General features: G+C 70.6%; 23 protein-coding genes. 12 read left to right on the top strand and 11 right to left on the bottom strand.

Features of this window, described 5'->3' with window-relative positions; all coding sequences use genetic code 11:
* Positions 1-54: 54 nt before the first annotated feature.
* Positions 55-627, bottom strand: coding sequence for a peptide deformylase (gene def / locus AB0I10_RS30455; RefSeq protein WP_363155890.1), 573 nt, complete (start codon positions 625-627; stop codon positions 55-57).
* A 187-nt stretch (positions 628-814) separates the two neighbouring features.
* Between def and AB0I10_RS30450 the strand changes: the two genes are divergently transcribed.
* From AB0I10_RS30450 to AB0I10_RS30430, 5 genes are all read left to right on the top strand, one after another.
* The gene (locus tag AB0I10_RS30450; RefSeq protein ID WP_363155889.1) at positions 815-2053 is read left to right on the top strand and encodes a MurT ligase domain-containing protein; all 1239 of its coding nucleotides are present in this window, start codon (positions 815-817) and stop codon (positions 2051-2053) included.
* A 46-nt stretch (positions 2054-2099) separates the two neighbouring features.
* Positions 2100-2828 (top strand): glutamine amidotransferase, encoded by a 729-nt coding sequence (locus AB0I10_RS30445; RefSeq protein ID WP_363155888.1) that lies wholly within the window; start codon positions 2100-2102, stop codon positions 2826-2828.
* A gap of 173 nt (positions 2829-3001) precedes the next feature.
* Entirely contained in the window at positions 3002-4027 is a 1026-nt protein-coding gene (locus AB0I10_RS30440; RefSeq protein WP_363155887.1) for a 6-phosphofructokinase, read from the top strand.
* 135 nt (positions 4028-4162) lie between these two features.
* Positions 4163-5113 (top strand): cytochrome c oxidase assembly protein, encoded by a 951-nt coding sequence (locus AB0I10_RS30435; RefSeq protein ID WP_363155886.1) that lies wholly within the window; start codon positions 4163-4165, stop codon positions 5111-5113.
* 123 nt (positions 5114-5236) lie between these two features.
* Positions 5237-5395: a hypothetical protein gene (locus AB0I10_RS30430; RefSeq protein ID WP_363155885.1), complete on the top strand. Its 159-nt coding sequence runs from the start codon at positions 5237-5239 to the stop codon at positions 5393-5395.
* 12 nt (positions 5396-5407) lie between these two features.
* Here AB0I10_RS30430 and AB0I10_RS30425 read toward each other — a convergent pair whose 3' ends face one another.
* Positions 5408-5815 (bottom strand): SSI family serine proteinase inhibitor, encoded by a 408-nt coding sequence (locus AB0I10_RS30425; RefSeq protein WP_363155884.1) that lies wholly within the window; start codon positions 5813-5815, stop codon positions 5408-5410.
* A 202-nt stretch (positions 5816-6017) separates the two neighbouring features.
* A complete protein-coding gene (locus tag AB0I10_RS30420; RefSeq protein ID WP_363155883.1) occupies positions 6018-7157 on the bottom strand; it encodes an aldo/keto reductase in 1140 nt (379 codons plus the stop codon).
* A gap of 66 nt (positions 7158-7223) precedes the next feature.
* Here AB0I10_RS30420 and AB0I10_RS30415 point away from each other — a divergent pair, with 66 nt between their 5' ends.
* Entirely contained in the window at positions 7224-8099 is an 876-nt protein-coding gene (locus AB0I10_RS30415) for a LysR family transcriptional regulator (RefSeq protein ID WP_363155882.1), read from the top strand.
* Positions 8100-8104: 5 nt separating this feature from the next.
* Here AB0I10_RS30415 and AB0I10_RS30410 read toward each other — a convergent pair whose 3' ends face one another.
* From AB0I10_RS30410 to AB0I10_RS30395, 4 genes are read right to left on the bottom strand one after another with little or no spacing between them, the layout of a single operon-like run.
* Entirely contained in the window at positions 8105-9745 is a 1641-nt protein-coding gene (locus AB0I10_RS30410) for a glycoside hydrolase family 13 protein (protein ID WP_363155881.1), read from the bottom strand.
* A 60-nt stretch (positions 9746-9805) separates the two neighbouring features.
* Positions 9806-10639 (bottom strand): carbohydrate ABC transporter permease, encoded by an 834-nt coding sequence (locus AB0I10_RS30405; protein WP_363155880.1) that lies wholly within the window; start codon positions 10637-10639, stop codon positions 9806-9808.
* A complete protein-coding gene (locus AB0I10_RS30400) occupies positions 10636-11658 on the bottom strand; it encodes a sugar ABC transporter permease (RefSeq protein WP_363155879.1) in 1023 nt (340 codons plus the stop codon). The genes AB0I10_RS30405 and AB0I10_RS30400 overlap by 4 nt, the downstream gene beginning before the upstream one ends.
* Before the next feature lie 13 nt (positions 11659-11671).
* Complete coding sequence (locus tag AB0I10_RS30395) at positions 11672-13030, bottom strand: ABC transporter substrate-binding protein (protein ID WP_363155878.1); 1359 nt, start codon at positions 13028-13030, stop codon at positions 11672-11674.
* Positions 13031-13455: 425 nt separating this feature from the next.
* On the opposite strand from AB0I10_RS30395, the gene AB0I10_RS30390 reads away from it, so the two are divergent.
* From AB0I10_RS30390 to AB0I10_RS30380, 3 genes are all read left to right on the top strand, one after another.
* Positions 13456-14556 carry a LacI family DNA-binding transcriptional regulator gene (locus AB0I10_RS30390; protein WP_363155877.1) on the top strand — a complete coding sequence of 367 codons (1101 nt, stop codon included), beginning with the start codon at positions 13456-13458 and terminating at the stop codon, positions 14554-14556.
* 187 nt (positions 14557-14743) lie between these two features.
* A complete protein-coding gene (acsA, locus tag AB0I10_RS30385) occupies positions 14744-16567 on the top strand; it encodes an acetate--CoA ligase (protein WP_363155876.1) in 1824 nt (607 codons plus the stop codon).
* A 188-nt stretch (positions 16568-16755) separates the two neighbouring features.
* Positions 16756-17694 carry a 2-oxo acid dehydrogenase subunit E2 gene (locus AB0I10_RS30380; RefSeq protein ID WP_363155893.1) on the top strand — a complete coding sequence of 313 codons (939 nt, stop codon included), beginning with the start codon at positions 16756-16758 and terminating at the stop codon, positions 17692-17694.
* Between the two features lie 67 nt (positions 17695-17761).
* On the opposite strand, the gene AB0I10_RS30375 is transcribed toward AB0I10_RS30380, so the two are convergent.
* On the bottom strand, positions 17762-18640 hold the full coding sequence (locus AB0I10_RS30375) for a universal stress protein (protein ID WP_363155875.1): 879 nt from the start codon (positions 18638-18640) through the stop codon (positions 17762-17764).
* Between the two features lie 337 nt (positions 18641-18977).
* On the opposite strand from AB0I10_RS30375, the gene AB0I10_RS30370 reads away from it, so the two are divergent.
* Positions 18978-19223 (top strand): DUF1876 domain-containing protein, encoded by a 246-nt coding sequence (locus AB0I10_RS30370; RefSeq protein WP_363155874.1) that lies wholly within the window; start codon positions 18978-18980, stop codon positions 19221-19223.
* A 142-nt stretch (positions 19224-19365) separates the two neighbouring features.
* Entirely contained in the window at positions 19366-20259 is an 894-nt protein-coding gene (locus AB0I10_RS30365; protein ID WP_363155873.1) for a universal stress protein, read from the top strand.
* Positions 20260-20337: 78 nt separating this feature from the next.
* On the opposite strand, the gene AB0I10_RS30360 is transcribed toward AB0I10_RS30365, so the two are convergent.
* Positions 20338-21243 (bottom strand): universal stress protein, encoded by a 906-nt coding sequence (locus tag AB0I10_RS30360; RefSeq protein WP_363155872.1) that lies wholly within the window; start codon positions 21241-21243, stop codon positions 20338-20340.
* Positions 21244-21584: 341 nt separating this feature from the next.
* Here AB0I10_RS30360 and AB0I10_RS30355 point away from each other — a divergent pair, with 341 nt between their 5' ends.
* Positions 21585-23195, top strand: coding sequence for a GAF domain-containing protein (locus AB0I10_RS30355; RefSeq protein ID WP_363155892.1), 1611 nt, complete (start codon positions 21585-21587; stop codon positions 23193-23195).
* A gap of 91 nt (positions 23196-23286) precedes the next feature.
* Here the strand turns inward: AB0I10_RS30355 and AB0I10_RS30350 are convergent, their stop codons facing one another.
* On the bottom strand, positions 23287-24006 hold the full coding sequence (locus AB0I10_RS30350) for a response regulator transcription factor (protein WP_363155871.1): 720 nt from the start codon (positions 24004-24006) through the stop codon (positions 23287-23289).
* Between the two features lie 54 nt (positions 24007-24060).
* Entirely contained in the window at positions 24061-25419 is a 1359-nt protein-coding gene (locus AB0I10_RS30345) for a globin domain-containing protein (protein WP_363155870.1), read from the bottom strand.
* Positions 25420-25566: the final 147 nt, after the last annotated feature.

Here is a 25566-nt window from a genome sequence, read left to right as displayed (position 1 = left end):
GTACCGAGGGCGTACCAGACGCCGAGGGCCGGAAGGGACATGGGACTTACCCGTCTAGGGCCTTTCCGACCCTGATCCACCGGACAGGCCCTGGGCCCACGGAGCCCTGGCCGCGGCGCGCAGCGCCCGGCGGCGCCGCAGCCCGGTGAGGTGGTCGACGTACAGACCGCCCGCGAGATGGTCGCACTCATGCTGAAGACAGCGGGCGAAGAAGCCGGTGCCGGTCACCGTCCTGGGCTCGCCGATGGCGCTGACACCCTCCACCACGGCGTGGTCGTGGCGCGGCGTGCCGGCCTCGATGCCGGGGAGCGAGAGACAGCCCTCCGGCCCGCGGATGACCGGACCGTCGGCCTCGACCATCCGCGGGTTGACGAGGTGCCCGAGATGACGTCGGTCCTCGTCGTCGGGGCAGTCGTAGACGAATACCTGCAGCGGGACGCCGATCTGGTTGGCGGCGAGGCCCACCCCACGGGCGGCGTACATCGTCGCGTACATGTCCTCGACCAGCCGGGCGAGCCCGTCGTCGAATTCGGTGACCTCCTGGCAGGGCTCCTTCAGGGCCGGATCTCCTAGGAGACGCAGGGGGCGGGGGCGGCCGGAACTGCCGGGGATGGTGCGGGGGCGCATGGGGTAAGCGTACGGTCCTGATCATTCCGGATGTCGCCGCACGGGTGGCGGGGTTCGGGCCCACGGCCGGATCTCGATAGGCTGATCCCCGACCGAAGCCTCCGGCCGGTCGTCGGCTGCGGAGGAGGCGTTCCACCGGCAGCCCACAGGGCAGGGAGGGCGCCGGATGCAAGGAGGATCTAAGACGATGGCAGGCAACACGGAGCCGCTGTCGCCGCGGGCCAAGCTGGCCGTGACGGCGGGCAAGGCCGCGGCGGCGGTGTCGCGCGCGGCGGGCCGCGGCAGCGGATCGGTGATCGGTGGCCGGGTGGCGCTCAAGCTCGACCCCGACCTGCTGGCCCGGCTGGCCCGGCATTTGGACGTCATCCTGGTGTCGGCGACCAACGGCAAGACGACCACCACGCGATTGATCGCGGAGGCGCTGAGGGCCAGCGGCCCGGTGGTCTCCAACGCGCTCGGCGCCAACATGCCCGCGGGCATCACCTCCGCGCTGGCCGGCGGTTCGGACGCCAAGTACGGCGTCATCGAGGTGGACGAGAAGTACCTCTCCGGTGTGGCACGGGATGTGACGCCGAAGGCCATAGCGCTGCTGAACCTCTCGCGGGACCAGCTCGACCGCGCCGCGGAGACCCGGATGCTGGCCGAGCACTGGCGCGAGGGTCTGGCCGGGTCGAAGGCGCTGATCGTCGCCAACGCGGACGACCCGCTGATCGTGTGGGCGGCCTCGTCGTCCGCGAACGTGGTGTGGGTCGCGGCCGGGCAGGAGTGGAAGGACGACGCCTGGTCCTGCCCGTCGTGCGGCGGTGTGATGCAGCGGCCCGGCGACGACTGGTTCTGCGCCGAGTGCGGCTTCCGCCGTCCGACGCCCAGCTGGGCGCTGTCCGGCGATCATGTGCTGGACCCGCACGGCAGCGCCTGGCCGATCAAGCTGCAGCTGCCCGGACGCGCCAACAAGGCGAACGCCACGACGTCGGCCGCGGTCGCGGCGGCGTTCGGGGTGCCGCCGCAGGTCGCGCTGGAGCGGATGTTCTCGGTGCAGGCGGTGGCCGGCCGCTACGACGTGGTCTCGTTCCTGAACCGGGAGCTGCGGCTGCTGCTGGCGAAGAACCCGGCCGGCTGGCTGGAGACCTTCTCGCTGATCGACCCGCCGCCGACGCCGGTGATCCTTTCCGTGAACGCGCGCGGCGCGGACGGTACGGACACCTCGTGGCTGTGGGACGTCGACTACACCCGGCTGGCCGGGCACCCGATCTTCGTGCTCGGCGACCGCAAGCTGGACCTGGCGGTGCGCCTGGAGGTCGCGGGGCTGGAATTCGAGGTGTGCGAGAGCCTCGACGAAGCGGTGAAGAAGGCGCCGCCCGGCCGGATCGAGGTCATCGCCAACTACACGGCATTCCAGGACCTGCGCCGGCGCGTGGGCAACTGAGTGGGGACCGCCGACTTTCAGGCCATCACGACAAGGACGAGCGAGCATGAGTGACAACAGCCTGCGCCTGGTGTGGATCTACCCGGACCTGCTGAGCACGTACGGCGACCAGGGCAACGCCCTGGTGGTGGAGCGGCGGGCACGCCAGCGCGGTCTGGACGTGCAGCGCCTGGACGTACGGTCCGACCAGCAGATTCCCACCTCCGGCGACATCTATCTGATCGGCGGCGGTGAGGACCGGCCGCAGCGGCTGGCGGCCGAGCGGCTGATCCGCGACGGCGGCCTGGACCGCGCGGTCTCCAACGGCGCGATCGTCTTCTCGGTGTGCGCCGGGTACCAGATCCTGGGCCATGAGTTCATCAACGACCTCGGCGAGCAGCAGCAGGGCCTGGGGCTGCTGGACGTGGTGAGCACCCGCGGTGAGGGTGAGCGGTGCGTCGGTGACGTACTGGCCGATATCGACCCGCAGTTGGGGCTGCCGCCGCTGACCGGCTTCGAGAACCACCAGGGTGTGACGCACCTGGGGCAGACCGCACGGCCGTTCGCCAAGGTGCGGTTCGGCAAGGGCAACGGCGTCGGTGACGGTTATGAGGGCGCGTACAACGACACCGTCTTCGGTACGTACATGCACGGCCCGGTGATGGCCCGCAATCCGCATATCGCGGATCTGCTGATCAAACTGGCTCTGGATGTGAACGCGCTGCCGCCGGCCGATGACCGCTGGTACGACGCGCTGCGGCAGGAGCGGATCGCCGCGGCGACCCAGCCTGCTTGATTCCGGGTACGGGCCAGTGGTCCGTATCGCCCGATATCACCCTGTTTCCGTACGCCCGCAGTCCGCACTGCGGGCGTACGTGTGCCCGGTGGCTCCGCGCTTGTAGGGTGTGCGGGATCCAACCGGACGACGGGGTCCGGGCCTCCGGTTGAGTTGCAGAGGGTTCACGAGCAATGCGTATTGGTGTACTCACCTCCGGCGGCGACTGCCCCGGTCTGAACGCCGTCATCCGGTCCGTCGTCCACCGCGCCACCGCCGATCACGGCGATGAGGTGATCGGCTTCCGCGATGGCTGGAAGGGCCTGCTGGAGTGTGACTACCGCAAGCTCGACCTCGACGCCGTCGGCGGCATCCTGGCGCGCGGTGGCACCATCCTCGGGTCGTCGCGGGTGCAGCCCGCCAATCTGCGGGACGGCGTCGAGCGGGCCCGCGGCCATGTCGCCGAGCTGGGCCTGGACGCGATCATCCCGATCGGCGGCGAGGGCACGCTGAAGGCGGCGCGGTTGCTGTCGGACGCCGGGCTGCCGATCGTCGGCGTGCCGAAGACGATCGACAACGACATCGCCGTCACGGATGTGACATTCGGCTTCGACACCGCGGTGGGCGTCGCGACGGAGGCGCTGGACCGCCTCAAGACCACCGCCGAGTCGCACCAGCGGGTGATGATCGTCGAGGTGATGGGGCGGCACACCGGCTGGATCGCGCTGCATTCGGGGATGGCGGCCGGCGCACACGCGATCGTGGTGCCGGAGCGTCCCTTCGACATCGATGAGCTGACGGCGCGGGTCGCCGAGCGGTTCGACGCCGGCAAGAAGTTCGCGATCGTGGTGGTCGCCGAGGGCGCCAAGCCCCGCGAGGGCACCATGTCCTTCGACGTCGGAGGCAAGGACATCTACGGCCATGAGCGGTTCGCGGGTGTCGCCCGGCAGCTCTCCGTGGAGCTGGAGAACCGCCTCGGCAAGGAGGCCCGCCCGGTCATCCTCGGCCATGTCCAGCGCGGCGGGACGCCGACCGCGTACGACCGGGTGCTCGCCACCCGCTTCGGCTGGCACGCCGTCGAGGCCGCGCACCGCGGTGACTTCGGCATGATGACCGCGCTGCGCGGCACGGACATCACGCTGGTGTCGCTGGCCGAGGCGGTCGAGTCGCTGAAGACGGTGCCCGCCGAGCGCTACGCCGAGGCCGAGTGCGTGCTGTGACCTCCCGGTCCTCCGCATCACCCGCGTCCTCCGCTCGATAGTTCCGTACCGGAGGACCCGCCCCCGGCCGTGGGATCGGCCGGGGGCGGTTCTACTCTTGTCGCCGGAGTATCGGTACGAATCAGGAGCGAGCGGATGGATCACGGCGGGCACGGCATGAACATGGATCTGCCGCCGTTCACGCTGGGGCGGGGGCTGGAGTTCGGCGGGGATCCGTTCTTTGTCGTCAGCTGCCTGCTGGGGCTGGTGCTGTACGGCTGGGCCGTGCTGCGGCTGCGGCGGCGGGGGGACGCCTGGCCGGTGGGCCGGATCGTCGCCTGGGTCGTGGGCGTTCTGACGGTGGCTCTGGTCATGTGCACCAAGCTCAACGACTACGGCATGGCGATGTTCAGCGTGCACATGGTGCAGCACATGGTGATCAGCATGCTGTCGCCGATCCTGCTGCTGCTAGGGGCGCCCGTGACGCTGATGCTGCGCGCGCTGCCGACCGCCGGGCGGGGCCGCAAGGGGCCACGTGAACTTCTGGTGGCGCTGCTGCACAGCCGCTATATGCGGATCATCACGCACCCGGCGTTCACCATCCCGCTGTTCATCGCGAGCCTTTACGCGCTCTACTTCACACCGCTCTTCGACTTCCTGATGGAGTCCAGGACCGGGCATATCTCGATGATGGTGCACTTCCTCGCGGTCGGCCTGGTCTTCTTCTGGCCGATCATGGGCGTCGACCCGGGCCCGCACCGGCCCGGCTATGTGATGCGGATGCTGGAGCTGTTCGCGGGCATGCCGTTCCATGCGTTCTTCGGTATCGCGCTGATGATGGCGTCCGAGCCGATGGTCAGCACGTTCCTGCACCCGCCGGCCTCGCTCGGCATCGAGGCGCTGTCGGACCAGACGGCCGCGGGCGGCATCGCCTGGGCGTTCAGCGAAATCCCGTCGGTGGTGGTGCTGATCGCGCTGGTCTTCCAGTGGCGCAAGTCCGAGGAGCGCCAGTCGCAGCGCGCGGACCGGGCCGCCGATCGCGACGGTGACAAGGATCTGGCGGAGTACAACGCGTATCTCGCGTCGCTGAACGCCCGGGGGCAGTGAGCGGGGTTCTCCACGAGCCGGACGCACCAAGAGCTAGCGCCACGGGCCGCGGCCAGGGACGATGGTCCCATGGCCGCGGCCCGTGGCGTTGGTGTCCCGGGCTGCCGTGAGGAGGTTGCGGGTATGCCCGGATCTGCTAAGACGATGGCCGTGTGCACGGTGGGCGGACTGGTGGTCGCGACCGCCTATACCGTCGCGTTTGGCGGCAGTGGTTGGCTCTGGTTCTCCTGGGTGGTGCTGGCGCTGGTGACGGTGGGCGTGGTGGCGGCGCGGCAGGCCTGATCCGGCCGGCGCTCAGAACCGGAAGACCGCTCCGGTCGCGGCCTCCAGAGTGCAGGGGCTGGGGAATCTCTTCTGCCAGTCCACCGAGATACCGTTCCAGGTGCCACTCGCCGTGACGCTGACCGGGTCGTACTCCTTGGTGCACGGCCGCGATTCCTCGGGCAGCCGGTTCAGATCGCCGCCCGACCTGGTCAGCGCCTCGCAGGCGGCGGCGCCGTGCGGATGGCTGCCGCGGGTGTCCGGGCAATTGAGCTGTACCCCGCGGATCCAGGTGCCGCCGTAACCGGACACGGTGAGAAACAGCGCCCGGTCGCCGCCCCGCCCCTCGGCGCCGGCCGGGGCGCCGGCGAGCATGGTGAGCACGGCCGCGGCGGCGGTCGTGGTGGCGCGGGCGTATCGGCGTCGACGGCTCACAGACATCGGTGTCTCCTGGAAACCTCGGTGCGATGTGGTGCGGGTGGCTGACCGGAACCGCCCCAGGCCACCCCGCCGGGCGACGGGGGGCAAGCGGCCACGCCGTGGGATCGCCCGTACGGAGTCTCGTGTGCGGCTCGGCGGGCGAGCAGCGCAGAGCCGGACGACGGCGGCGTCCGAGCTCCCCCGTTCCCGGGCGGCGGGGCCGTCAGCGGCCACCCGCCGCATTCCGGCTGCGCTGCTCCCGGCCGGGGCCGCCGTACGGGTAGTCCGGCGCGCCCGGGTCGCTCACCTGGTCCAGCCGCGTCAGCTCCTCCTCGGAGAGACGGAGACCGGCCGCGGCGAGATTGTCGTCGAGCTGCTCGACGGTGCGCGCGCCGAGGATCACCGAGGTGACGGACGGACGGTCGGCCAGCCAGGCCAGGGCGACCTGTGCCATCGAGATACCGCGCTCGTCGGCCACCGCGCGCACCTCGTCGACGACGGCCCAGGTGCGCTCGATGCCGGCCCGCCGGTCGTATGCCTCGACGCCACGCCCGGGGTCCTCGCCGAGCCGGGTCGCCCCGGCGGGCCGCTCGTCGCGGCGGTACTTGCCGGTGAGCCAGCCGCCGCCGAGCGGGCTCCACGGCAGCAGGCCCAGTCCTTCGGACGCACAGGCCGGGGTGATCTCCCATTCGATCTCGCGGGAGAGCAGGCTGTACTGCGGCTGGAGGGTGACCGGCCGGCTCAGTCCGCGGAAGTCGGCGATGTCGACGGTCTTCTGGATCTGCCAGCCGGTGAAGTTGGACAGCCCTACGTAGTGGATCTTGCCCTGGCGTACCGCGTCGTCGAGGAAGCGCAGGGTCTCCTCGATCGGCGTCAGCGGGTCCCAGGCGTGGACCTGGTACAGGTCGACGGTCTCGATGCGGAGCCGGCGGAGGGAGGCGTCGAGGGCGCGGCCGAGGCCGCGGCGCGAGAGGCCGACGTCATTCGGGCCCTCGCCCATGGGGAAGCGGCCCTTGGTCGCGATGACCATGCGGTCGCGGATGGTGGCGGGACGGCTGGCGAGCCACCGTCCGACGATCTCTTCGGACGCGCCCGCGGTGTAGACGTCGGCGGTGTCCACGAAGGTGCCGCCGGCGTCGACGAACCGGTCGAGTTGGGCGTGCGCGGTGGCCTCGTCGGACTCGGCGCCGAAGGTCATGGTGCCGAGCGCGAGCGTCGAGACGCTGCATCCGCTGCGGCCCAGGGTGCGGTACTCCACGGTCGGGGCTCCTTGGGTGACGGTGACGTGGGTGACGGTGACGTGGGAGAAGGGCGTAGTGCCGGGGGGGTGGGGGGCCTTCAGCCTGTCCCCGACCACAGCCATCCGTCCAATAGAAGAAAGAGGACGGATTCAGTAGTCCGATTTCTTAATGCGCTAGGGTTCGTCGCCATGGAACTTCGGCAGCTTGAGTACTTCGTCGCCGTCGCGGAGGAGCGTCACTTCACCAGGGCAGCGGAGCGGATGATGGTCTCTCAGTCGGGACTCTCGGCGTCGGTGCGGGCGCTGGAGCGGGAGTTGGGGGCGCCACTCTTCGTCCGTACCACCCGTAGCGTCGAACTCACCGGTGCCGGACGGGCGTTGCTGGTGGAGGCAACCCGTACGCTCTCCGGAGCGCGCGCCGCCAAGGAGGCCGTCGCGGCGGTCCAGGGGCTGCTGCGGGGCAGCCTCTCGGTCGGTGTCGAGCAGTGTGTGACCGTCGATGTCGGTGGGTTGCTCGCGCGGTTCCGCTCGCAGCATCCGGACGTCGAGGTGCGGCTCCGCCAGGCGGGATCCGTGGTCCTGGTGGACGACATCGCGGCCGGGCGCCTGGACCTGGCGTTCGTCACGCTGCCCGGTCCCCCGCCGGAGGGGGTGCGCCTGCTGCCCTTCCGCCAGGAACCCATGGTGCTGCTCTGCCACCCCGGCCACCGTCTCACGCGGGCGGAGACGGTGGGGTGGGACGACCTGCCGGACGAGACCTTCGTCGACTTCCACCCCGACTGGGGCGCCCGCCGGCTCACCGACCGCGCCTTCGCCGCCGGCGGTACGCAGCGCCGGGTCGCCCTGGAGGTCTACGACGTGCACACCCTGATCGAGCTGGTGCACCACGATCTGGGCATCGCCGTGGTCCCGCAGCCGATCGCCCGCAAGCCGGAGGCGGCAACGCTGTGCGCGCTGCCGCTGACGGGTGCGGAGGACCCGGTCTGGGAGGTGTCGATCGCGCTCCCCGCGGGCGACCGGCCCGGCCCGGCCGCCCACGAGCTCCTTTCGTACCTGGATCGCTGACGCTGTTACAACGCCAGCCAGACCGCGGTGTCCGGTGCCAGCCGGCCGTCCTCGACGGGCCCGCTCGCCAGCAGCACCGAGTCGTGCTCCGGCAGCCGGTACGGCTCGGACGAGAGGTTGACGGCGCAGACGAAACCCGGCTCGCGGCTGAAGGCGAGCACGCCGGCGGGGGCGTCGAGCCAGGTGAGGCTGCCGTCACCGAGCGCCGGGTGGTCGCGGCGCAGGTGCAGGGCGCGGCGGTAGAGCTCCAGCATGGAGGCCTGGTCGCCGGTCTGGGCCGCGACGCTGAGGGCGCTCCAGTCCGCGGGCTGGGGCAGCCAGGGCGCGCCCGTGGCGCCGTCGGGGCTGAAGCCGTACGGAGCCGTCTGCCCGGACCACGGGATGGGCACGCGGCAGCCGTCACGTCCGGGGTCGGTGCGCCCCGAGCGTTCCCAGACCGGGTCCTGGAGCACCTCCTCGGGCAGGTCTTCGACCTCGGGCAGGCCGAGTTCCTCGCCCTGGTAGACGTAGGCGCCGCCGGGCAGGGAGAGCATCAGCAGGGCGGCGGCGCGGGCGCGCCGGGTGCCGAGTTCGAGGTCGAGGGGGCCTTCGGGCCGGTAGGGCACATTGGCCACCCACTTCTTGACCACCTTGCGGCCGAAGCGGCTGGGGTGGCGTACGACGTCGTGGTTGGAGAGCACCCAGGTGGCGGGGGCACCGACGGAGCCGAGTGTGGTGAGCGAGGTGTCGATGACTTCGCGGAGCGCCTTGGCGTCCCAACTGGTCATCAGGAAGTCGAAGTTGAAGGCCGTGTGCAGGCCGTCCTGCCGAACGTAGGCGGCGAGCCGCTCGGGGCTGTCGGCCCAGGCTTCGGCGACGAACGACCGGTCGCCGGGGAACTCGTCGGCGACGCGGCGCCAGGCACGGAAGATGTCGTGCACCTCGTCGCGGTCCCAGTGCGGGTGGTCGATGCTTCCCGCGAGCGGCGGGGCGGAGGGGTCCCTGCGGGGCGGCAGGTCGGGCAGCTCGGGGTGCTTGACCAGGCCGTGCGCCACATCGATACGGAATCCGTCCACGCCACGGCTGAACCAGAACCGCAGGATCGACTCGAACTCCGCCCGCACATCGGGGTGTTCCCAGTTGAGGTCCGGCTGCTCCGGCGCGAACAGGTGCAGATACCACTGCCCGTCGGGCAGCCGGGTCCAGGCCGGACCGCCGAAGCAGGACCGCCAGTCGTTGGGCGGCTCGGCGCCGTCGGGGCCGCGCCCGTCCCGGAAGACATAGCGCTCCCGCTCCGGGCCGCCGGGCCCGGCGGCCAGCGCCGCCTGGAACCATATGTGCTGGTCGGAGGTGTGGTTGGGCACGATGTCGGGGATCACGCGGATGCCGTTCCGGTGCGCCTCCTCGATGAGCGCCTCGGCCTCCGCGACGCTGCCGAACAGCGGGTCGATCTCTCGGAAGTCCGCCACGTCATAACCGTGGTCGGCCATCGGCGACTTGTACCAGGGGTTGATCCAGATGGCGTCCACGCCAAGGGACTTGAGGTACGGCAGGCGGGAGCGGATGCCGGCGATGTCGCCGACCCCGTCGCCGTTGGCGTCGGCGAAGCTGCGGATGTAGACCTGGTAGATGACGGCGCTGCGCCACCATGGTGTGGTGCTGGGCATGGTTCTGCGTACTCCTTGCAGACAGGGGTGTGCCAGGAAGAGATATGCGGTGAGGAGCGGCTACTTCGCCGCGCCGGCGGTGAGGCCGGCGACGATCCGGCGCTGGAAGAGCAGCACCACGATCACGAGCGGGATGGTGACGAGGACACCGGCCGCCATCTGGCTGCCGAACGGCGTCTCGAACTGGGTGGCTCCGGAGAACTTGGAGATCGCCACGGGTGCGGTCTGCATCTCGGCCTTGTTCGTCATCGACAGGGCGATCAGGAACTCGTTCCAGGCCGCGATGAAGGTGATGATCGCGGTGGTGAAGATGCCGGGTGCGGCCAGCGGGATGATGACTTTGCGGAAGGCCTGGCCGCGGGTGCAGCCGTCGACCATGGCGGCATGTTCCAGCTCCCGGGGCATCTGCCGGAAGAACGCGGTGAGGTTCCAGACCGCGAGCGGCAGGGTGAAGGACATGCTGGGCACGATCATCGCCTGGTAGCTGTTGATCCAGCCCATGTCGACGAACATCTTCAGCAGCGGAACCATGATCGACACCACCGGGAACATGGAGGTGGCGATGATCAGGGTGAGCACCAGGCGCTTGAGCCGGAATTCCAGCCGGGCCATCGCATAGGCGGTGAAGGTGGCCAGGATCAGCGCCAGGACGGTGGTGATGCCGGCCACGACGACGCTGTTGAGCAGCGCCCGGGTGAAGGACTGGGACGGGTCGAGGACCGCGAGGTAGTTCTCGAAGGAAATCCGGGTGGGGAAGGGCGAGTTGTCGAAGATGTCGGACGTACGCCGCAGGCTGGAGACCAGCATCCAGTAGAACGGTGCGAGGCAGTAGGCGACGACCGCGGCGACACCCGCGTACAGCAGCCACTTGCGCCAGGTCGGTGAGATCGTCATGCCGCCACCGCCGTACGACGGCGCGGCAGCCATCTGCCGCGTTTCGGGGCGGTGCCGGTGTCCTCGTCCCCGACGACATTGGCACCCAGCAGCCGGACAAAGGCCAGCGCTATCAGGAAGACATAGAAGAAGAGGATCACCGCATAGGCCGCGGCCGGTCCGAACCGCACATTCGCGGCCTGGTCCTGGGCGAGCATCGACAGCGTCTCCACCGAGGTTTTCTGCGCACCGATGAGGATGTACGGCAGGTCGAACATGCGCAGCGCGTCGAGCGTCCGGAAGAGCACGGCCACCAGCAGTGCGGGCTTCACCAGGGGCAGGGTGATGTGCCAGAACTGGCGGAGCGCACTCGCCCCGTCGAGCTTGGCCGCCTCGTAGACCGCTTTGTCGATCACCTGGAGGCCGGCCAGGACCAACAGCCCGATGAACGGCGCGGTCTTCCATACGTCGGCGATGATGACCGCGGCCTTGGCGTGGAACCCCTCGGTCGTCCACAGCACATGCCGGCCGATGAGGGCGTTGGCGATGCCGTCACTGTTGAAGATCCAGCGCCACAGCAGACCGGTCACGGCGGTGGGTATCGCCCATGGCACCAGGATGCTGGCCCGGACCAGGGCCCGGCCCTGGAACGCGCGGTGCATGATCAGCGCCATCGCCACACCGATCACGGTTTCCAGTGCGACCGTGGTGAAGGTGAGGAAGGTGGTGTTCCAGAAGGCGTTCCAGAACCGGGCACCCGCGTCGCCGAAGATCGCGGTGTAGTTCTCGGCGCCCACGAACGGGTCGGTGTCACGGACGAATCCCGTCTTCGGGTCGAGACCGGGAGTGCCGAACAGCGAATCCTTGAGGGCCACGACCGTCGGGTACAGGACCACGACCGTCAGCACCAGCAGTGTCGGCGAGACCAGCAGGGCCGCGAGTCGTGCCGAGCCGGAGGTCGCCCGGGGGCGGCGGCGCTTGGGTAGGGCGAAGGATGCGGCGGCTTCACATCGCGCCGGTGAATTCTGTGTCATCACCATGACTGACTCTCCTTTATTGCGCCGCACGCTGCTGCTGAAGGGCCTTCTGGAGGTCCTTCAGAGCCTGCGCGCTGTTCTTGCTGCCGGTCATGGCGGCATAGGCCTCCCGCTGGATCGCCGCGGTGACATCGCCGTACCGGAAGACCCGGGGGCGCGGCACGGCGTGCAGGATCGACTGCTTGAGCGTGGGGAGGTACGGATACTTCCGCACAAGCTCCGGGTCCTTGTAGAGCGCGTCGAAGGTCGGCGCGGCCGGCGCGGTGGCCAGCGTGAACCGCTGGAGCTTCTCGCTGGTGAAGAACTCCATGAAGTCGAGGGCCGTGGCCTTGTTCCCGGCCGAGGCCGACAGGGCCACGTTGTGGCCGCCCAGGCTGGACGCGCCGGGTCCGTTCAGGCCGGGCAGCGGCGCGACACCGAACCTGCCCGCGACCTTGTTGGCGCCGTCCTGCTTCGTCACCAGGGGATACATGTACGGCCACTGCCGCAGGAAGATCACCTTCCCGGCCTGGAAGACCCTGCGACCGTCTTCCTCCTGGTAGGTGATGGCGTCCTTCGGGATCGTGCCGTCCTTGAAGGAGCCGACCAGGAAATCCAGTCCGCGCCTCGCCTGCGGGGTGTCCACCTGTGGCCTGCCGGACGGGTCGGTGACGACACCGCCCGCGGAGTTCACGGCCTCGGCGAAGTTGACCGTCAGGCCCTCGTACTTCTGGAACTGCCCGGCGTAACAGTGCATCCCCTCGGCTTCGGGGAGCTTCCGCACCTTGGCGCAGTCGGCCCTCATCTCGGCCCAGGTGGCCGGGGGCCGCTTGATTCCGGCCCGCTTCAGCAGATCGGTGCGGTAGTAGAGCATGCCGCCGTCGGAACTGGCCGGGACGGAGTACAGACCGCCGCGGTACTTCCCCGTCTCCACGATCGGCTTCAGCATCTTCCGCAGCGGAAAACGGTCCTGCGGCAGCGGATCGACCCACCGGTGCGCCGCGAACTCCGAGGTCCACACGACGTCGAGGGACAGCACCGTATAGGCATCGGACTTTGTCTGCGCGTTCTGGATCATCTGCTGACGCTGTGCGTCGGGGTCCGTGGGCAGCTGGATGAAGGTGACCTTCTCCTTCGGGTGCAGCTTGTTCCAACGGTCGAGAACCAGCTGGACGGAGCCGGTGGCGTCCTTGCCGGCGGCGTAGGTGATCGGGCCGCGGCCCTCGAAGGCGGGTGTGCCGGCCACGGTGGAAGTGCCGCCGTCGGGCGCGCCGCAGGCGGTGAGGGCTGCGAGCCCCGCGAGAACCGCGCCGGTGGCCACGCCCGGTCGGCGCGGGCCGGGACGATCGGCACCCGGACGCCACCGGGTGGCTTTTCTGAATCTTGCTGTAGTCATGCGGGGGTTTATCCCTTCACCGGCGGGGGACGGCCGGCCGGATCACATGGACAGGAAGGTGCAACAGGAACGCGACAGTCCGGAATGCGAAATGAGGGCAATGAAAACACAGCGGATGCGCTGTGAATGCGCTGCCATCGGCGTCGCTTATGGCGAAACAGCAGGTCAAGATCTTGATGATGCGATCCGCGCGAGTGGCTTTGACCAGTCCGTGACAGCGCTTTCAAGCTAGGAGGCCACACAGGGGAAGTCAATGCGTTACGTCGCGGTAATGCGCAGTCCATCCAGATGTAGTGCACAGCCTTTCCCCCGGTGCCAGCAGGGGTTCATCGGCGGAGCGACCACGGATACGGCCCACCGCGAGACTGATGACAGCGCTGTCATCAATCGTCATGACCGTGTGCTCGCTGTGCTACCGTCCGCTCATGCCACCAGCTCAACGGCACCCCACGATGGCCGACGTCGCCGAGCGGGCCGGGGTCTCCGCTTCCACCGTTTCGCGCACGCTGCGCGGCCTCTCGACGGTCTCGCCCGAAGTCCGCACCCGGGTCGAACAGGCCGCCCGCGAGCTGAACTTCGCGGTCTCCCGGCAGGCCGCCAGCCTGGTCACCGGCAAGACCGGGGTGGTGGGTGTACTCGCGCCGACACTCAGCTCCTGGTTCATCGGCTCGGCGGTGTCCACCCTCGGGCCGGAACTGCGCGCGGCGGGCATGGACCTGCTCCTCTACCTCACTCCGGAAATGAGCGAGCGCGCCGACTTCTTCGAGCGTCTGCCGGCCCGCCGGAACGCCGATGCGCTGCTGGTCTTCTGCTTCGACCTCACCGATGAGGAGACCGCGCGGCTGGACGACCTCCACATGCCGGTCATCTACGTCAGCCAGCACGCCGAAGGCTGCCCGAGCGTGTACGTCGACGATGTGGCCGGGGCGCGCCGCGGCACCCAGCATCTGCTCAATCTCGGCCACCGCCGTATCGCGTTCGTGCAGTCGGTCGGCGCCAGCGGCTTCGCCTTCAGCTCCAACGAACGGCTCATCGGCTATCAGCAGGCACTCACCAGGGCGGGCGTCCCCCTGGACGACGACCTGGTGGTGGCCGCGCCCGTCGACGACAAGCGCAGGATCACGGAAGCGGTCGGCGAGCTGCTCAGCCTGCGGGAGCCGCCCACCGCGGTGTTCGCCGAGCAGGACGAGCTCGCAGCTTCCGTCATCTGGACGCTGCGCAAGGGCCGTATCGACGTGCCCGAACGGATCTCCGTCCTCGGCTTCGACGACCACCCGATCGCCGAATGGTCCGACCTCTCCACGATCGCCCAGTCCCCCGCGGACATCGGGCGTGCCGCGGGCGAGCTGGCCCGCTCACTCATCAACGACCCTGATGCGGACCCGGCCCGGCACATCGTCCTGCCCACGCGTCTGATCCCGCGGGGCAGCACCGTCCCGCTGCGACCGGGCGGCACGGAGGCAGGGGACGCCGGGGACGCGGGGGTATCAACGGGGGGCGGCGTCACGGAGGGGTCCGGGGCCTAGGACCGGCCGTCCGGCCCGCTCCGCAAGGCGAGTCAGCGCACCACGGGCGGCCCGGAGCAGGAACGGTCGAGGTCCCGCTCGGCCCCTGCCCGGGGCCCTTCGGCCCATGCGGGCCGCCCGGGGTTCCGTGACGGTGGAAGCAGACACCGAGCGGAGGCAGGGCTGCGCCGCCGCGGAAGGAGTCGCCATGGCCTGGGAGACGATCCGCAAGAACGCCGCGCCGCGCGTCGCTCCGCAGCTGGCCGACTACGACCGCGCCCGGTTGGGTTTCACCTGGGCACAGGCCAGGGCCGCACTCGCGGGACTGCCCGGGGGTGGCGGACTGAACATGGCGTATGAGGCCGTCGACCGGCACCTGGCCGCGAGTCAGGGCGAGAAGCCGGCATTGCGCTGTATCGCGCGCGACGGTGCCGTCTCCACCGTCACGTACTCCGGGCTGGCGCGCCGTACCGCGCGGTTCGCGCATGTCCTGCGCGCACTCGGAGTCGGCCGTGGTGACCGGGTGTTCACCCTGCTCGGCCGCTGCCCCGAGTTGTTCACGGCCGTGCTCGGCACACTGAAGAACACCAGCGTGCTCTGTGCGCTCGGCTCCGCGTTGGACCCCGGGCCGGTCGCCCAGCGGCTGCGGCTCGGCGACGCGCAGGTGCTGGTGACCACCGCCGAGCTCTACCGGCACAAGGTCGCGGACCGCCGGGAAGCGCTGCCCGGCCTCGCCCATGTCCTCATCGTCGGGCCGGGCACCGAGGAACTGCCGGGCACACTCTCCTTCGACGTGCTGATGGCCGACGCCCCGGACCGCTTCATCATCCCGCCGACCGCTCCCGAGGACGCGGCGCTGCTGCACTTCACCAGCGGAACCACCGGCCCGCCCAAGGGCGTGGTGCATGTCCACGCGGCAGTGATCGCCTATGACGCCAGCGCCGCCACCGCCCTCGATCTGCACCCTGAGGACGTCTATTGGTGCATCGCTGACCCCGGCTGGGCCACCGGGATGTCGTACGGCGTCATCGCGCCGCTCGCGCGCGGCGTGACAGTCGTTGTCGATGACCGTGACCATGACCGCGACCGCGAAGACGGTCATGACTGTGACGCCTGGCGCTGGTACCGGATCCTTGCCGGACAGCGGGTCAGTGTCTGGTACACGGCGCCCACCGCCCTGCGCATGCTGATGCGCGCCACCCCGCGACAGGGTGCACACACGTGGCCGGACTCCTACGACCTGTCGGCGCTGCGCTTCATCGCGTCGGTCGGTGAGCCGCTCAACCCCGAGGTCGTGGTGTGGGGCCGGGACGTCCTGGGGCTGCCCGTCCACGACAACTGGTGGCAGACGGAGACCGGTTGCATCATGATCGCCAACTTCGCGGCCTGCGAGATCCGGCCCGGCTCGATGGGGCGGCCGCTGCCCGGTGTCCAGGCGGCGGTCCTGGAATGCGGCGCGGACGGTCGCGCACGGCTCACCGACGGCCGGGTGACGCTGCTGGAAAACCCGGACACCGAGGGCGAGTTGGCGCTGCGCCCCGGCTGGCCGTCGATGTTCCGCGGCTATCTGCACGACAAGGAGCGCTACGCGGCCGCGTTCGCCGACGGCTGGTATCTGACCGGTGACCTGGTCAAGCGCGACAAGGACGGCTGGTACTGGTTCGTCGGACGCGCCGACGACGTCATCACGTCGGCGGGCCACCTGATCAGCCCGTTCGAGGTCGAGAGCACGCTGATGGAGCACCGTTCCGTCGTCGAGGCCGGGGTGATCGGCCGCCCCGACCCGGTCGCCGGACACCTCGTCAAGGCATTCGTGTCGCTCAAGCCCGGCGTGGAGCCGACGCCGGCGCTGGAGCGGGAACTGCTGGCCTTCGCCCGCCGCAGGCTCGGTCCCGCCGTGGCTCCCAGGGAGATCGCCTTCGACCAGAACCTGCCCAAGACCCACAGCGGAACGGTCATGCGGCGACTGCTGCGCGCCCGCGACGTCGGGCTGCCCGCCGGCGATCTGTCCACTCTGGAGGGATCCCCATGAGCACGGGCCATGGCACCCGCAGACGCAGGACCGAAAGCGCCGCTGCGGGGGCTCTGCAGGAGTGGCTGGTGAGACCTGGTGAACCTGGTGATGAGGAGAAGCCGGGTGAGGCAGCCGCGCCAACGGCCATCCCCCGTGACCCCCTTGGTCCGCTCACTCCCCCGGCCCCCGAAGAAACGCACACCGAGGTGGGCCCCTTGATCCGGCATCTCGCCGAGCGGCGGGGCGTCGACCTGGACACCGTCCATGGGTCCGGACGCGGCGGTCGCGTCACACGGGCCGATGTCGACCAGGCCGTCGACGCCGTCACCCCGCCGCCGCAGATTCCGGCGACCCCGCTCGCCCGACGGCTCGCCGACGTACTCTCCGTCGATCTGAGCACCTTGCGGGGAACCGGCGCGCAGGGTGCCGTCCGGGCCGCGGATGTACGCAAGGCCGCCGCCACCCGGTCCGCCGGTCCCTCGCCCCCACGCGGCGCAGCACCCCCGGCACGTCCCCGCATCCTCCAGACTCCGCATTACTACCTGTCCACGACGGTCGACTTGGCCGCGGCGATGGACTGGCTGCATGAACACAACCGAAGCTGCCCGGTTGCCGAGCGGCTGCTGCCCGCGGCCCTGCTGCTCAAAGCGGCCGCCCTCGCGGCACGGGAAGTCCCCGAGCTGAACGGCTTCTGGACCGACGACCGCTTCACTCCGGGCGACGGCGTGCACCTGGGCGTGGCGGTGTCGAGGCGCGGCGGCGGACTGATCGCGCCCGCCCTGCACGACGCCGACACCCTCGAACTCCCGCGCTTGATGGCCGACTTGACGGACCTGGTCACCCGCGCGCGTGCAGGCACACTGCACGGATCCGAGGCGTCCGAGGCGTCCGAGGCCACGATCACCGTCACCGATCTCGGTGACCAGGGTGTGGAGTCGGTGTTGGGTGTGGTCTACCCGCCCCAGGTCGCTCTGGTCGGCTTCGGACGCGTCGTCGAACGGCCGTGTGCGGTGGACGGCGTGGTCGGCGTACGGCCCACGGTCACGGCCACACTGTCGGCGGACCACCGGGCGACCGACAGCGCCATCGGAGCCCGCTATCTGCGGGCGGTCGACCGGCTCTTGCAGCACCCGGAAGAGCTGTGAACGCAGACCGTACCGGCGGCGCGAGACGGCCAGCTCGTAGCGAGACGGTCACTGCGTCGCGAGACGGTCAGTGCGTCGCGGGTTCCCCGGGGACGACCACCAGCGGGCACGGCGCCAGGTGCACAAGGGTGCGGCTGACGGAGCCGAGGACCATGCCGCGGAATCCCCCGTGTCCGCGCGACCCGACGACCAGGCAGTGCGCTCCCGCCGCGGCCCCGGCCAGTTTCCCCGGCGGGCGTCCGATCAGCACTTCCCGCTGTACCTGAACCTCGGGGTATTTCTCCCCCCGGCCGAAGAGCAGTCCGGACGCTTCAGAGAGGGGATCCCCGTTGTCCTCGGGCCAGTCACCGCGGCTCGGGCGGCGTACCAGGACGGCCCGCAGCGGCACACCGCACAAGGCGGCCTCCTCGAACGCGAACGCCACCGCGGGTGCGGAAGCCACGGAACCGTCCGCCCCCACCACGACAGGGCCGGACTCCTCACCGCCGCGTTCCGGCTCGAATACCAGCGCAACCGGGCACGGCGGATGCCCGACGAGCGACGGCCCCACCCCGCCGAAGGTGAACGCCTCCCCCGGCCCCGACGCCCGGTGCGCGCCGACCACCAGGAGAGCGGCGTGCTCGGCCGCCTCCCGCAGCACATGCGCCGGTCTGCCGTCGACGACTTCCACGGTGATCTCCAACCCGGTACGGCGATCCTCCGCCCAGCCCCGGTGGCTGTCCAGCAACGTCTGCCCGGTAGCGCGGAAGTGCGTGGCCCACAGATGCTCGCGTGAGTCGTGCAGGTCTTTCGGCGCGGCTCCCGTGGGCCACTCCTGGGCATGGATCAGGTGCAGCGGCAGGCCACGCCGGGCCGCGGCATCCGCGGCCCAGTCCAGCGCACTACGGGCCGCTACCGAACGGGAGACCCCGACTACCACCGGTTTGCGCGCGTCGTGGCTGGTCATGCGCCTCCGCCCTCCTTCCAAAGGCCGCCGCCCCGCCGCGGCCGACCCGTTTCGTGCCTCCAGCTTCACGGCGCACGGCAAACCGGCGCATGGGCCGACCGGCCCCCCGTCCGGGCGCCCCGGTTCCGCCACGGTGAAGAGGCCCGATTCCGCCACGGTGGAGAGGCCCGGTCGGCCGTGGCACCGGGACCATTGGCCCCTGCCTCCCGTCACGGCGACATCCGACCGTGGTGGTACGGGGCACCGATGCGGCGTTCCGCGCGCGCTTCGGGGAGCCCACCCGGATGCGGAGGTTCCCCGGGACGTACGGACGATGCGGAGCATGCGGAGGCAGGCCATGAGCAGGACACTGGAATGGAATGTCCGTCTGTACCTCTTCGAGGAGGACGGGACGACCAAGGCGCGGGTGGTGCTGGACACCGGTACCTCGTCGATGACCGGGCATGGCACCGCCAGATGCAGTCCCCGCGACACGGACGTACCGGAGATCGGGGACGAGCTGGCGGCGGCCCGCGCGATGCACGACCTCGCCGGGCATCTGATGCGGGTGGCCGACCACGACATGGCACGCACGGGCACCTAGGTCTCCGCAGGCCGCAGGTCCACGCTCCGGCGGCCGCCCGATTCCCGCTTCCCGATTCCGCTTCCGACCCCGACCCTGATCCTGATCCTGATCCTGATTCATTGAGCACGGCGCAGAACACGTTCCGATTGCGAGGGCCGCGGTGCATACGACGACACCTTCCGCAGGACACCGGCCGATCGTCGTCGGCGTCGAGTCCGGCACCCGGCATCGATTGGCGCTCGCGTGGGCCGCCGACGAGGCGAACCGCCGCGGGCTGCCGCTGACCGTGGTGCATGCACAGGGACGGGCCACTGTGGCGGTCACCGAGGCGGAGCAATTGCCGTCCTGGCAGCAGTGGAAGCACGCCTTGCACCGCTCGGGCGAGCACACGCTCAGTGAGGCCGTCGCGTTCGCCGAGAAGCGCCATCCGGAGCTGCCCGTGACGGGGCTGCTCGCCGAGGGCGAACCGTCGTGGGTGCTGGGTGAACAGGGTCCCGGGGCGGAGATGATCGTGCTCGGTTCCGAGTTCCTCTCGGCGCGGCAGGAACTCTTCACCTCCGCCTCCGTGGCGCTGCCCGTCATGGCCCATGCGCGGTGTCCCGTTGCGGTGGTGCGGCACTGGGAGCACACGGTTCAGGAGCAGCCGTACGTGGTCGTGGGCGTCGACGGCAGCCCGACCTCGCAGGCCGCCATCGACTTCGCATTCGAGGAGGCGGCGCTGCGCGGGGCCATGCTGCGCGCGATCTACGTGTGGCATCCGCAACTGCTCGGGAATCTCGACGAGGACGCCGCTTGGCGGGAGTGCCGTGCGGTGCTCTACGAGGCGGTTTCCGGGCGCACGGAGAGCTATCCGGACGTCGATCTGCACCATGAGGTGATGGCCGGCCATCCGGTGGAGGTGCTGGTCCGGGAATCGCGGCACGCCCTCGCCCTGGTGACGGGAACCAGGGGCCGCGGTGGTTTCGCCGGAATGCTGCTGGGCTCGGTGAGCCAGGGGGCGCTCCACCACGCAGAGTGCCCGCTCGTCGCTGTGCCTCGTCCACAGGAGCGGTAGCAGCGGGCAGACGGGCAGACGGGGGCACGGGGGCACGGTCACAGCGAGTCGGACCAGTCATGCGGAACGGCCGGCGAGTCAGTCACGCGGGACGACCGCCACCGGGCAGCAGGCATGGTGCAGCGCCGCATGCGCCACAGGGCCGAGTCTCATCGGCGAACGATGCGTGCGCCGCCCGACGACCAGCAGCCCGGCGTGGCAGGCGGCACCCAGCAACACCGGTGCGGCCGACCCGCTTTCGACGTGCTGGATCACCTCGACGCCGGGGAACTTCGTCTGCCAGGGCGCGAGCGCTTCGGCGAGTGCCTGTTCCTCTCCGGACGTGAACAGCGTGATCTCGTCCGGCAGGGTGGGCGGCGCGGTCGGGACGGGGCTGACGAACGTGGGCGGCCCCCAGGCCCGGACGGCGCGGAGTTTCCTGTGATGCATATCGGCAGCGGTGAAGGCGAAATCGAGCACGGCCTCGTCGACCGGCCCCACGTCGTGCACACCGACCACGATCTCCGGCTCCGCGATCTCCGGCTGGGCCTCCGCCTCGTGCGCCGCCGCGTCCTCGGGCGTACCGCTTTCCTTCGCGCGCACCGTCACCACGGGACACTCCGCCCGCCCGAGAACGTGCAGACTGACCGAGCCGAGCAGAAAGCCCGCGAGAGCGCCGCGTCCGCGTGACCCGAGCACCATCAAGGCCGCCTGCCCGCTGTGCTCCACCAGCGCCTGCACCGCCTGCTCGGGAACCTGCTCCGTCGTCACGGTGAGCTCCGGGTGCAGCTTGTGCGCGATTGCTTCGGCGGCGCCGAGCACCTCCTCCCCGTAACGCTGCTTGTCGGAGGCTTCCTGCGCGATGCCGGAGTCCAATGGCTGAGAGACCCAGGAGTGCAGAAGGTGCAGCGGAAGGCCGCGCACGGCTGCCTCGTCGGCGGCCCAGCGCGCCGCGGTCAGGCTTGCCTCGGAATCGTCCAGTCCCACGACGACGGGCGCTGCCATGACGCACCTCCAGACCACCAGAGCACGGCCTGCCTGCCTCCAGCATCACGGTGAGCGGTGGCCGGGCCCATGGGCCGAGCGGCCCTCCCCGGAGGCGAGCAGCCCGGTCACCGGTCTTCCCGGCTTCCTCGATCTGTGTGTGGCGCGTGGCTGGATACCTCGCCTGACCTGCTGGTAAGCCCTCGGCTGCGCCGCTTGTGCCATACGCTGCTGCTGCCCGAGAACCGGTTCAGGAGCAGGCAGGTATGACCGAAGCATTACCCCACACGGCATCGACATCGACATCGCCGTGGCCGAGGCTCGACGTACCGGACCGGATCCACAGCCTGCTCACCGCCGTCATGGACGTGGGGCGCGGCCTTGAACTCCCCCAGGTACTGCGGGGCATCGTGGAAGCGGCGGTCACCCTCGCCGGCGCCGAGTACGGCGCGCTGGGAGTGGTCGGCGACGGGCAGCGGCTGTCCGAGTTCCTGCCGGTGGGCATGGCCGACGACCTCGTGTCGAAGATCGGCCAGTCTCCTTGCGGTCATGGCATTCTCGGGGAGCTCATCCAGAACCCCGAGCCGCTGCGGCTGACGGACCTCACCCGGCATCCGAGCAGTTACGGCTTCCCCGAGCACCACCCGCCGATGCGCACGTTCCTCGGGGTGCCCATCCGCGTCCGGGACGAGGTCTTCGGCAATCTCTACCTCACCGAGAAGCGCGGCGGCGGAGGGTTCGACGCGGACGACGAGAAGGTGCTGACCACCTTGTCCATCGCGGCCGGGATCGCCATCGACAACGCCCGTATGTACCACGAGAGCCGCCGCCGGGAACGCTGGCTCGAAGCGCTCGGTGAGATCACCAGCAGCCTGCTCGCCGGTACCGAGGTGAGCCGGGTGCTCCAGCTGATCGCCCGGCGGGCGATGGAGGCCGCCGACGCGGACCTGGCCGCCGTGCTGCTCCCCAGCGGTGACGAAGGCCGGCTCGCCGTACGGGTGGCGCTCGGCCATGGCGCGGAGCCGATCCGGGGGACGACCGTTCCCGCGGCGGGGTCGCTGGCCGGTCTGGCCGCGCGTACCAAAGAACCCGTGGTGACCGCGGAGATCGGCGCCGACTCCCGTGCCCACCGGCTCGGCGGCGACGGGGAGGCGGACGGTCCCACCGTGGCGGTACCGCTGCCCCTCGACGCCGCCGCGTGCGGAGCGCTGCGGCTGAGCCGCCGGGCCGGCCGCCCGACCTTCGACGACACCGAGGTGACGCTGATCTCCGGCTTCGCCGACCAGGCCGCGATCGCCCTCGAACTCGCCCGGCACCGCGCCGAGTCGGAGGAACTGGCCGTCCTGCACGACCGCGACCGTATCGCGCGCGACCTGCACGACCTGGCGATCCAGCGGCTGTTCGCCACCGGGATGACGCTGCAGAGCGCGACCCGCATGATCGAACGCCCGGACGCCGCCGACCGGGTCTCCCGTGCGGTGGACGACCTGGACACCACCATCAAGATCATCCGGTCGACCATCTTCGAACTGCGGACGGCCACGGCCGACGACGGCCGCGGCGGGCCGCGCCTGCGCCGCCGGATGGCCGAGACCGCCCACCTCGCGGCCCAGTCGCTCGGGTTCACCCCGTCCCTGCGTGTCGAAGGCCCCGTGGATTCCGGCGTTCCGGACGAACTGGCCGAGCATGTGCTGGCGGTGACCGCCGAATCCCTCAGCAACATCGCCCGGCACGCCCATGCGCACCGGGCGGACGTGGTCCTCGCGGTGCCGGGCACGGGGGACCATCTCACGCTCACGGTCACCGACGACGGCGTGGGCATAGGCTTGGGCATGGGCACCGTCGAGCACACCGGCGGGCTGGCCAACATGCGCTCCCGGGCCGAGCAGTACGGCGGCACGCTGGCCTTACGCTCCCCGTCGGACGGCGGCACCCGGATCGTGTGGCGCGTGCCGCTGCCCGCACAGGGGTGACCTGCCGGACGGGCCGCCCCTGGACGAGTAAGTCCTGTGTTCCCTTTGTCCGGCCGTAGGGCGAGCCAGAAGGGACACAGGACTTACTCGTCTAGACCGTCCGGGAGACCTGCTGCTCCTTGAGGCGCTCGGCGAGGATCGCCGCCTGGACGCGGCGGCCCACCCCCAGCTTGGAGAGGATGGCCGAGACCCGGTTCTTGACCGTCTTCTCCGCCAGATACACCCGCTCGGCGATCTGCCGGTTCGTCAGCCCCTCCCCGATCAGCTGCAGGATCTCCAGCTCCCGTGGGGAGAGCCGGTCCAGCTCCGGGGCGCCGGAGGGCTGGGGGCGGCGCAGCCGGTCCATCACCCGTGCGGTCGTCCGGGGATCCAGCATCGACCTGCCCGTGGCGACCGTACGTACCGCGGTCACCAGGTCGGAACCGCCGATCTGCTTGAGCACATAGCCGGCCGCCCCCGCCATGATGGCGTCGAACAGCGCCTCGTCGTCATCGAAGGATGTCAGCATCAGACAGGCCAACTCGGGTGTACGGGCGCGGAGTTCACGGCACACCTCGACCCCCTCGTGATCGCTTCCGCCGCTCGCGCCGTCGCCGAGCCGTACGTCCAGCACGGCCACATGCGGGCGCGCCGCGGGCACCCGGGCCAGTGCCTCGCGCGCGTTCGCCGCCTCGCCGGTCACGGTGATGTCCGGCTCGGCTTCGAGCAGATCGCGTACGCCCCGGCGCACCACCTCGTGGTCGTCGAGGAGGAAGACCCGCAGGGGGGAAGCGGGGGCGGCGGGGGCGGCGGGGGCGGCGTGTGGGTGCATGTGTGTGGCTCCGTCGGAGGTCTTGTCGCGTGTCTCGGGAGGTCTTGTCACGGGTCAGCGTTCGGCGCGGGCGGTGGCGCCGAGGGCGGGGCTGTGGCGGATCCGGTCGGCCGGGAGGTTCAGGTCGGCCAGCCGCCGCACCACGGCGGTGACCATGGTGGGCGGTCCGCTGACGTAGGCCAGGTGGCCGGACCAGTCGCCGTCCCGGGCCACCGCTTCGACCAGCCGGCCGTACGCGGGGGCCGCGGCGTCCTCGCCGATCACCGGGACCACCCGCAGCCACGGGCAGCGGCGCTCCAGCCTGGCCAGCGCCCGCCTGTCGTACAGGTCGTCGCGGGTGCGGGCGCCGAGGAACAGCCGGGCGGTACGGCCGGGGGTACGCCGGGCCGCCAGCTCCTCCAGCAGGGCCTTGGCGGTGGCCCAGCCGGTTCCGGCGGCCACGATCAGCACATCCCGCGTCAGGTTGTCGTCCAGCGTCATCGCGCCCTGCGGCGGCCCCAGCCGCAGGCTGTCTCCGACATGTGTGTGCGCCACCAGGGCCTGGCTCAGCCCGCCCGGCCCGGTCCGGCGGATGTGGAACTCCAGCTCACCGCCCGGACGCGGAGCGCAGGCGAGGGCGTAGGGGCGCCAGGCGTGCGGCAGCAGCGGCGACTGGAGGCGCGCGTACTGTCCGGCCTGGTAGGGGTAGGGCTCACCGGTGCGGACATGGAGCACGGCAAGGTCCGGCCGCCGTAACTCATGCCCCGTCACTTCGGCGTTCCAGTAGGGCGGTTCGGCCACGGCGCTTTCGGCGCCGTCCACCATCGCGGCGACGGCGAACCGCAGCATCCGTAACCACGCCTGCTCCAGGCCCTCGGTCCACCGCTCGCACGCGCACCGGCGCAGCCCCTCGGCGAGGGCGGCCTCGAACACCTCGTAGTGCACCGGCAGCACACCCAACTTGCGGTGGTCGCGGCCCAGTCGGGCGCAGACGGCGGCCACCTCGTCGGGGCGGTGCAGGTTCTCGATCAGGTACCAGAAGGCCCGTTCCAGGTGCGTGCGCTGGAATTCCATGGACGCGGGGAACAGTCCGCGCAGATAGGGGTGTTGCTCGAACATGGCCGCATACAGGTGGTCGATGAGCGCGCTGAAGGGGGTCACCAGCGGCAGGTCCCGGGTGATGACCCGCTGGTCGGCCGCCCCGTCATAGGAACTCCCGGCTCCGCGCCGGCGGGCGGCGTACGGAGGCAAGGCCCGGGATGCTCCCCGCGCGGGGGCCAGCAGCCGCTGACGCAGCCGCATCGCGTCCCTTCGTGCGAGCAGCGCGTGGTACGCGTCGTAGTCTCCGAATCCGCCGGTTCCGGTGCTGTGGCCCGTGTCGGCCCGGTCGCACCCTTCGCCCATCGCGCCCAGCTCCGACCGCTTCGCCGCCATTGCTGTACCTCCCGCTCGCCCTCGTGCCGGAAGGGCCCGCCCGGTGTCGCCCGCGAGCGGCCCCTGAAGATCAGTCAACACAGTTCGCGCGGACGGCGGCAGGGCCGAACGGCCCCTGGCGCCAAGCGATCGGCGGGCTCTGTACTA

This window comes from Streptomyces sp. NPDC050636, assembly GCF_040654775.1.
In the GTDB taxonomy this organism is placed as follows: domain Bacteria; phylum Actinomycetota; class Actinomycetes; order Streptomycetales; family Streptomycetaceae; genus Streptomyces.
Note: the sequence above shows the minus strand (reverse complement) of the source record. Positions and strands in the feature narration are given on the sequence as shown.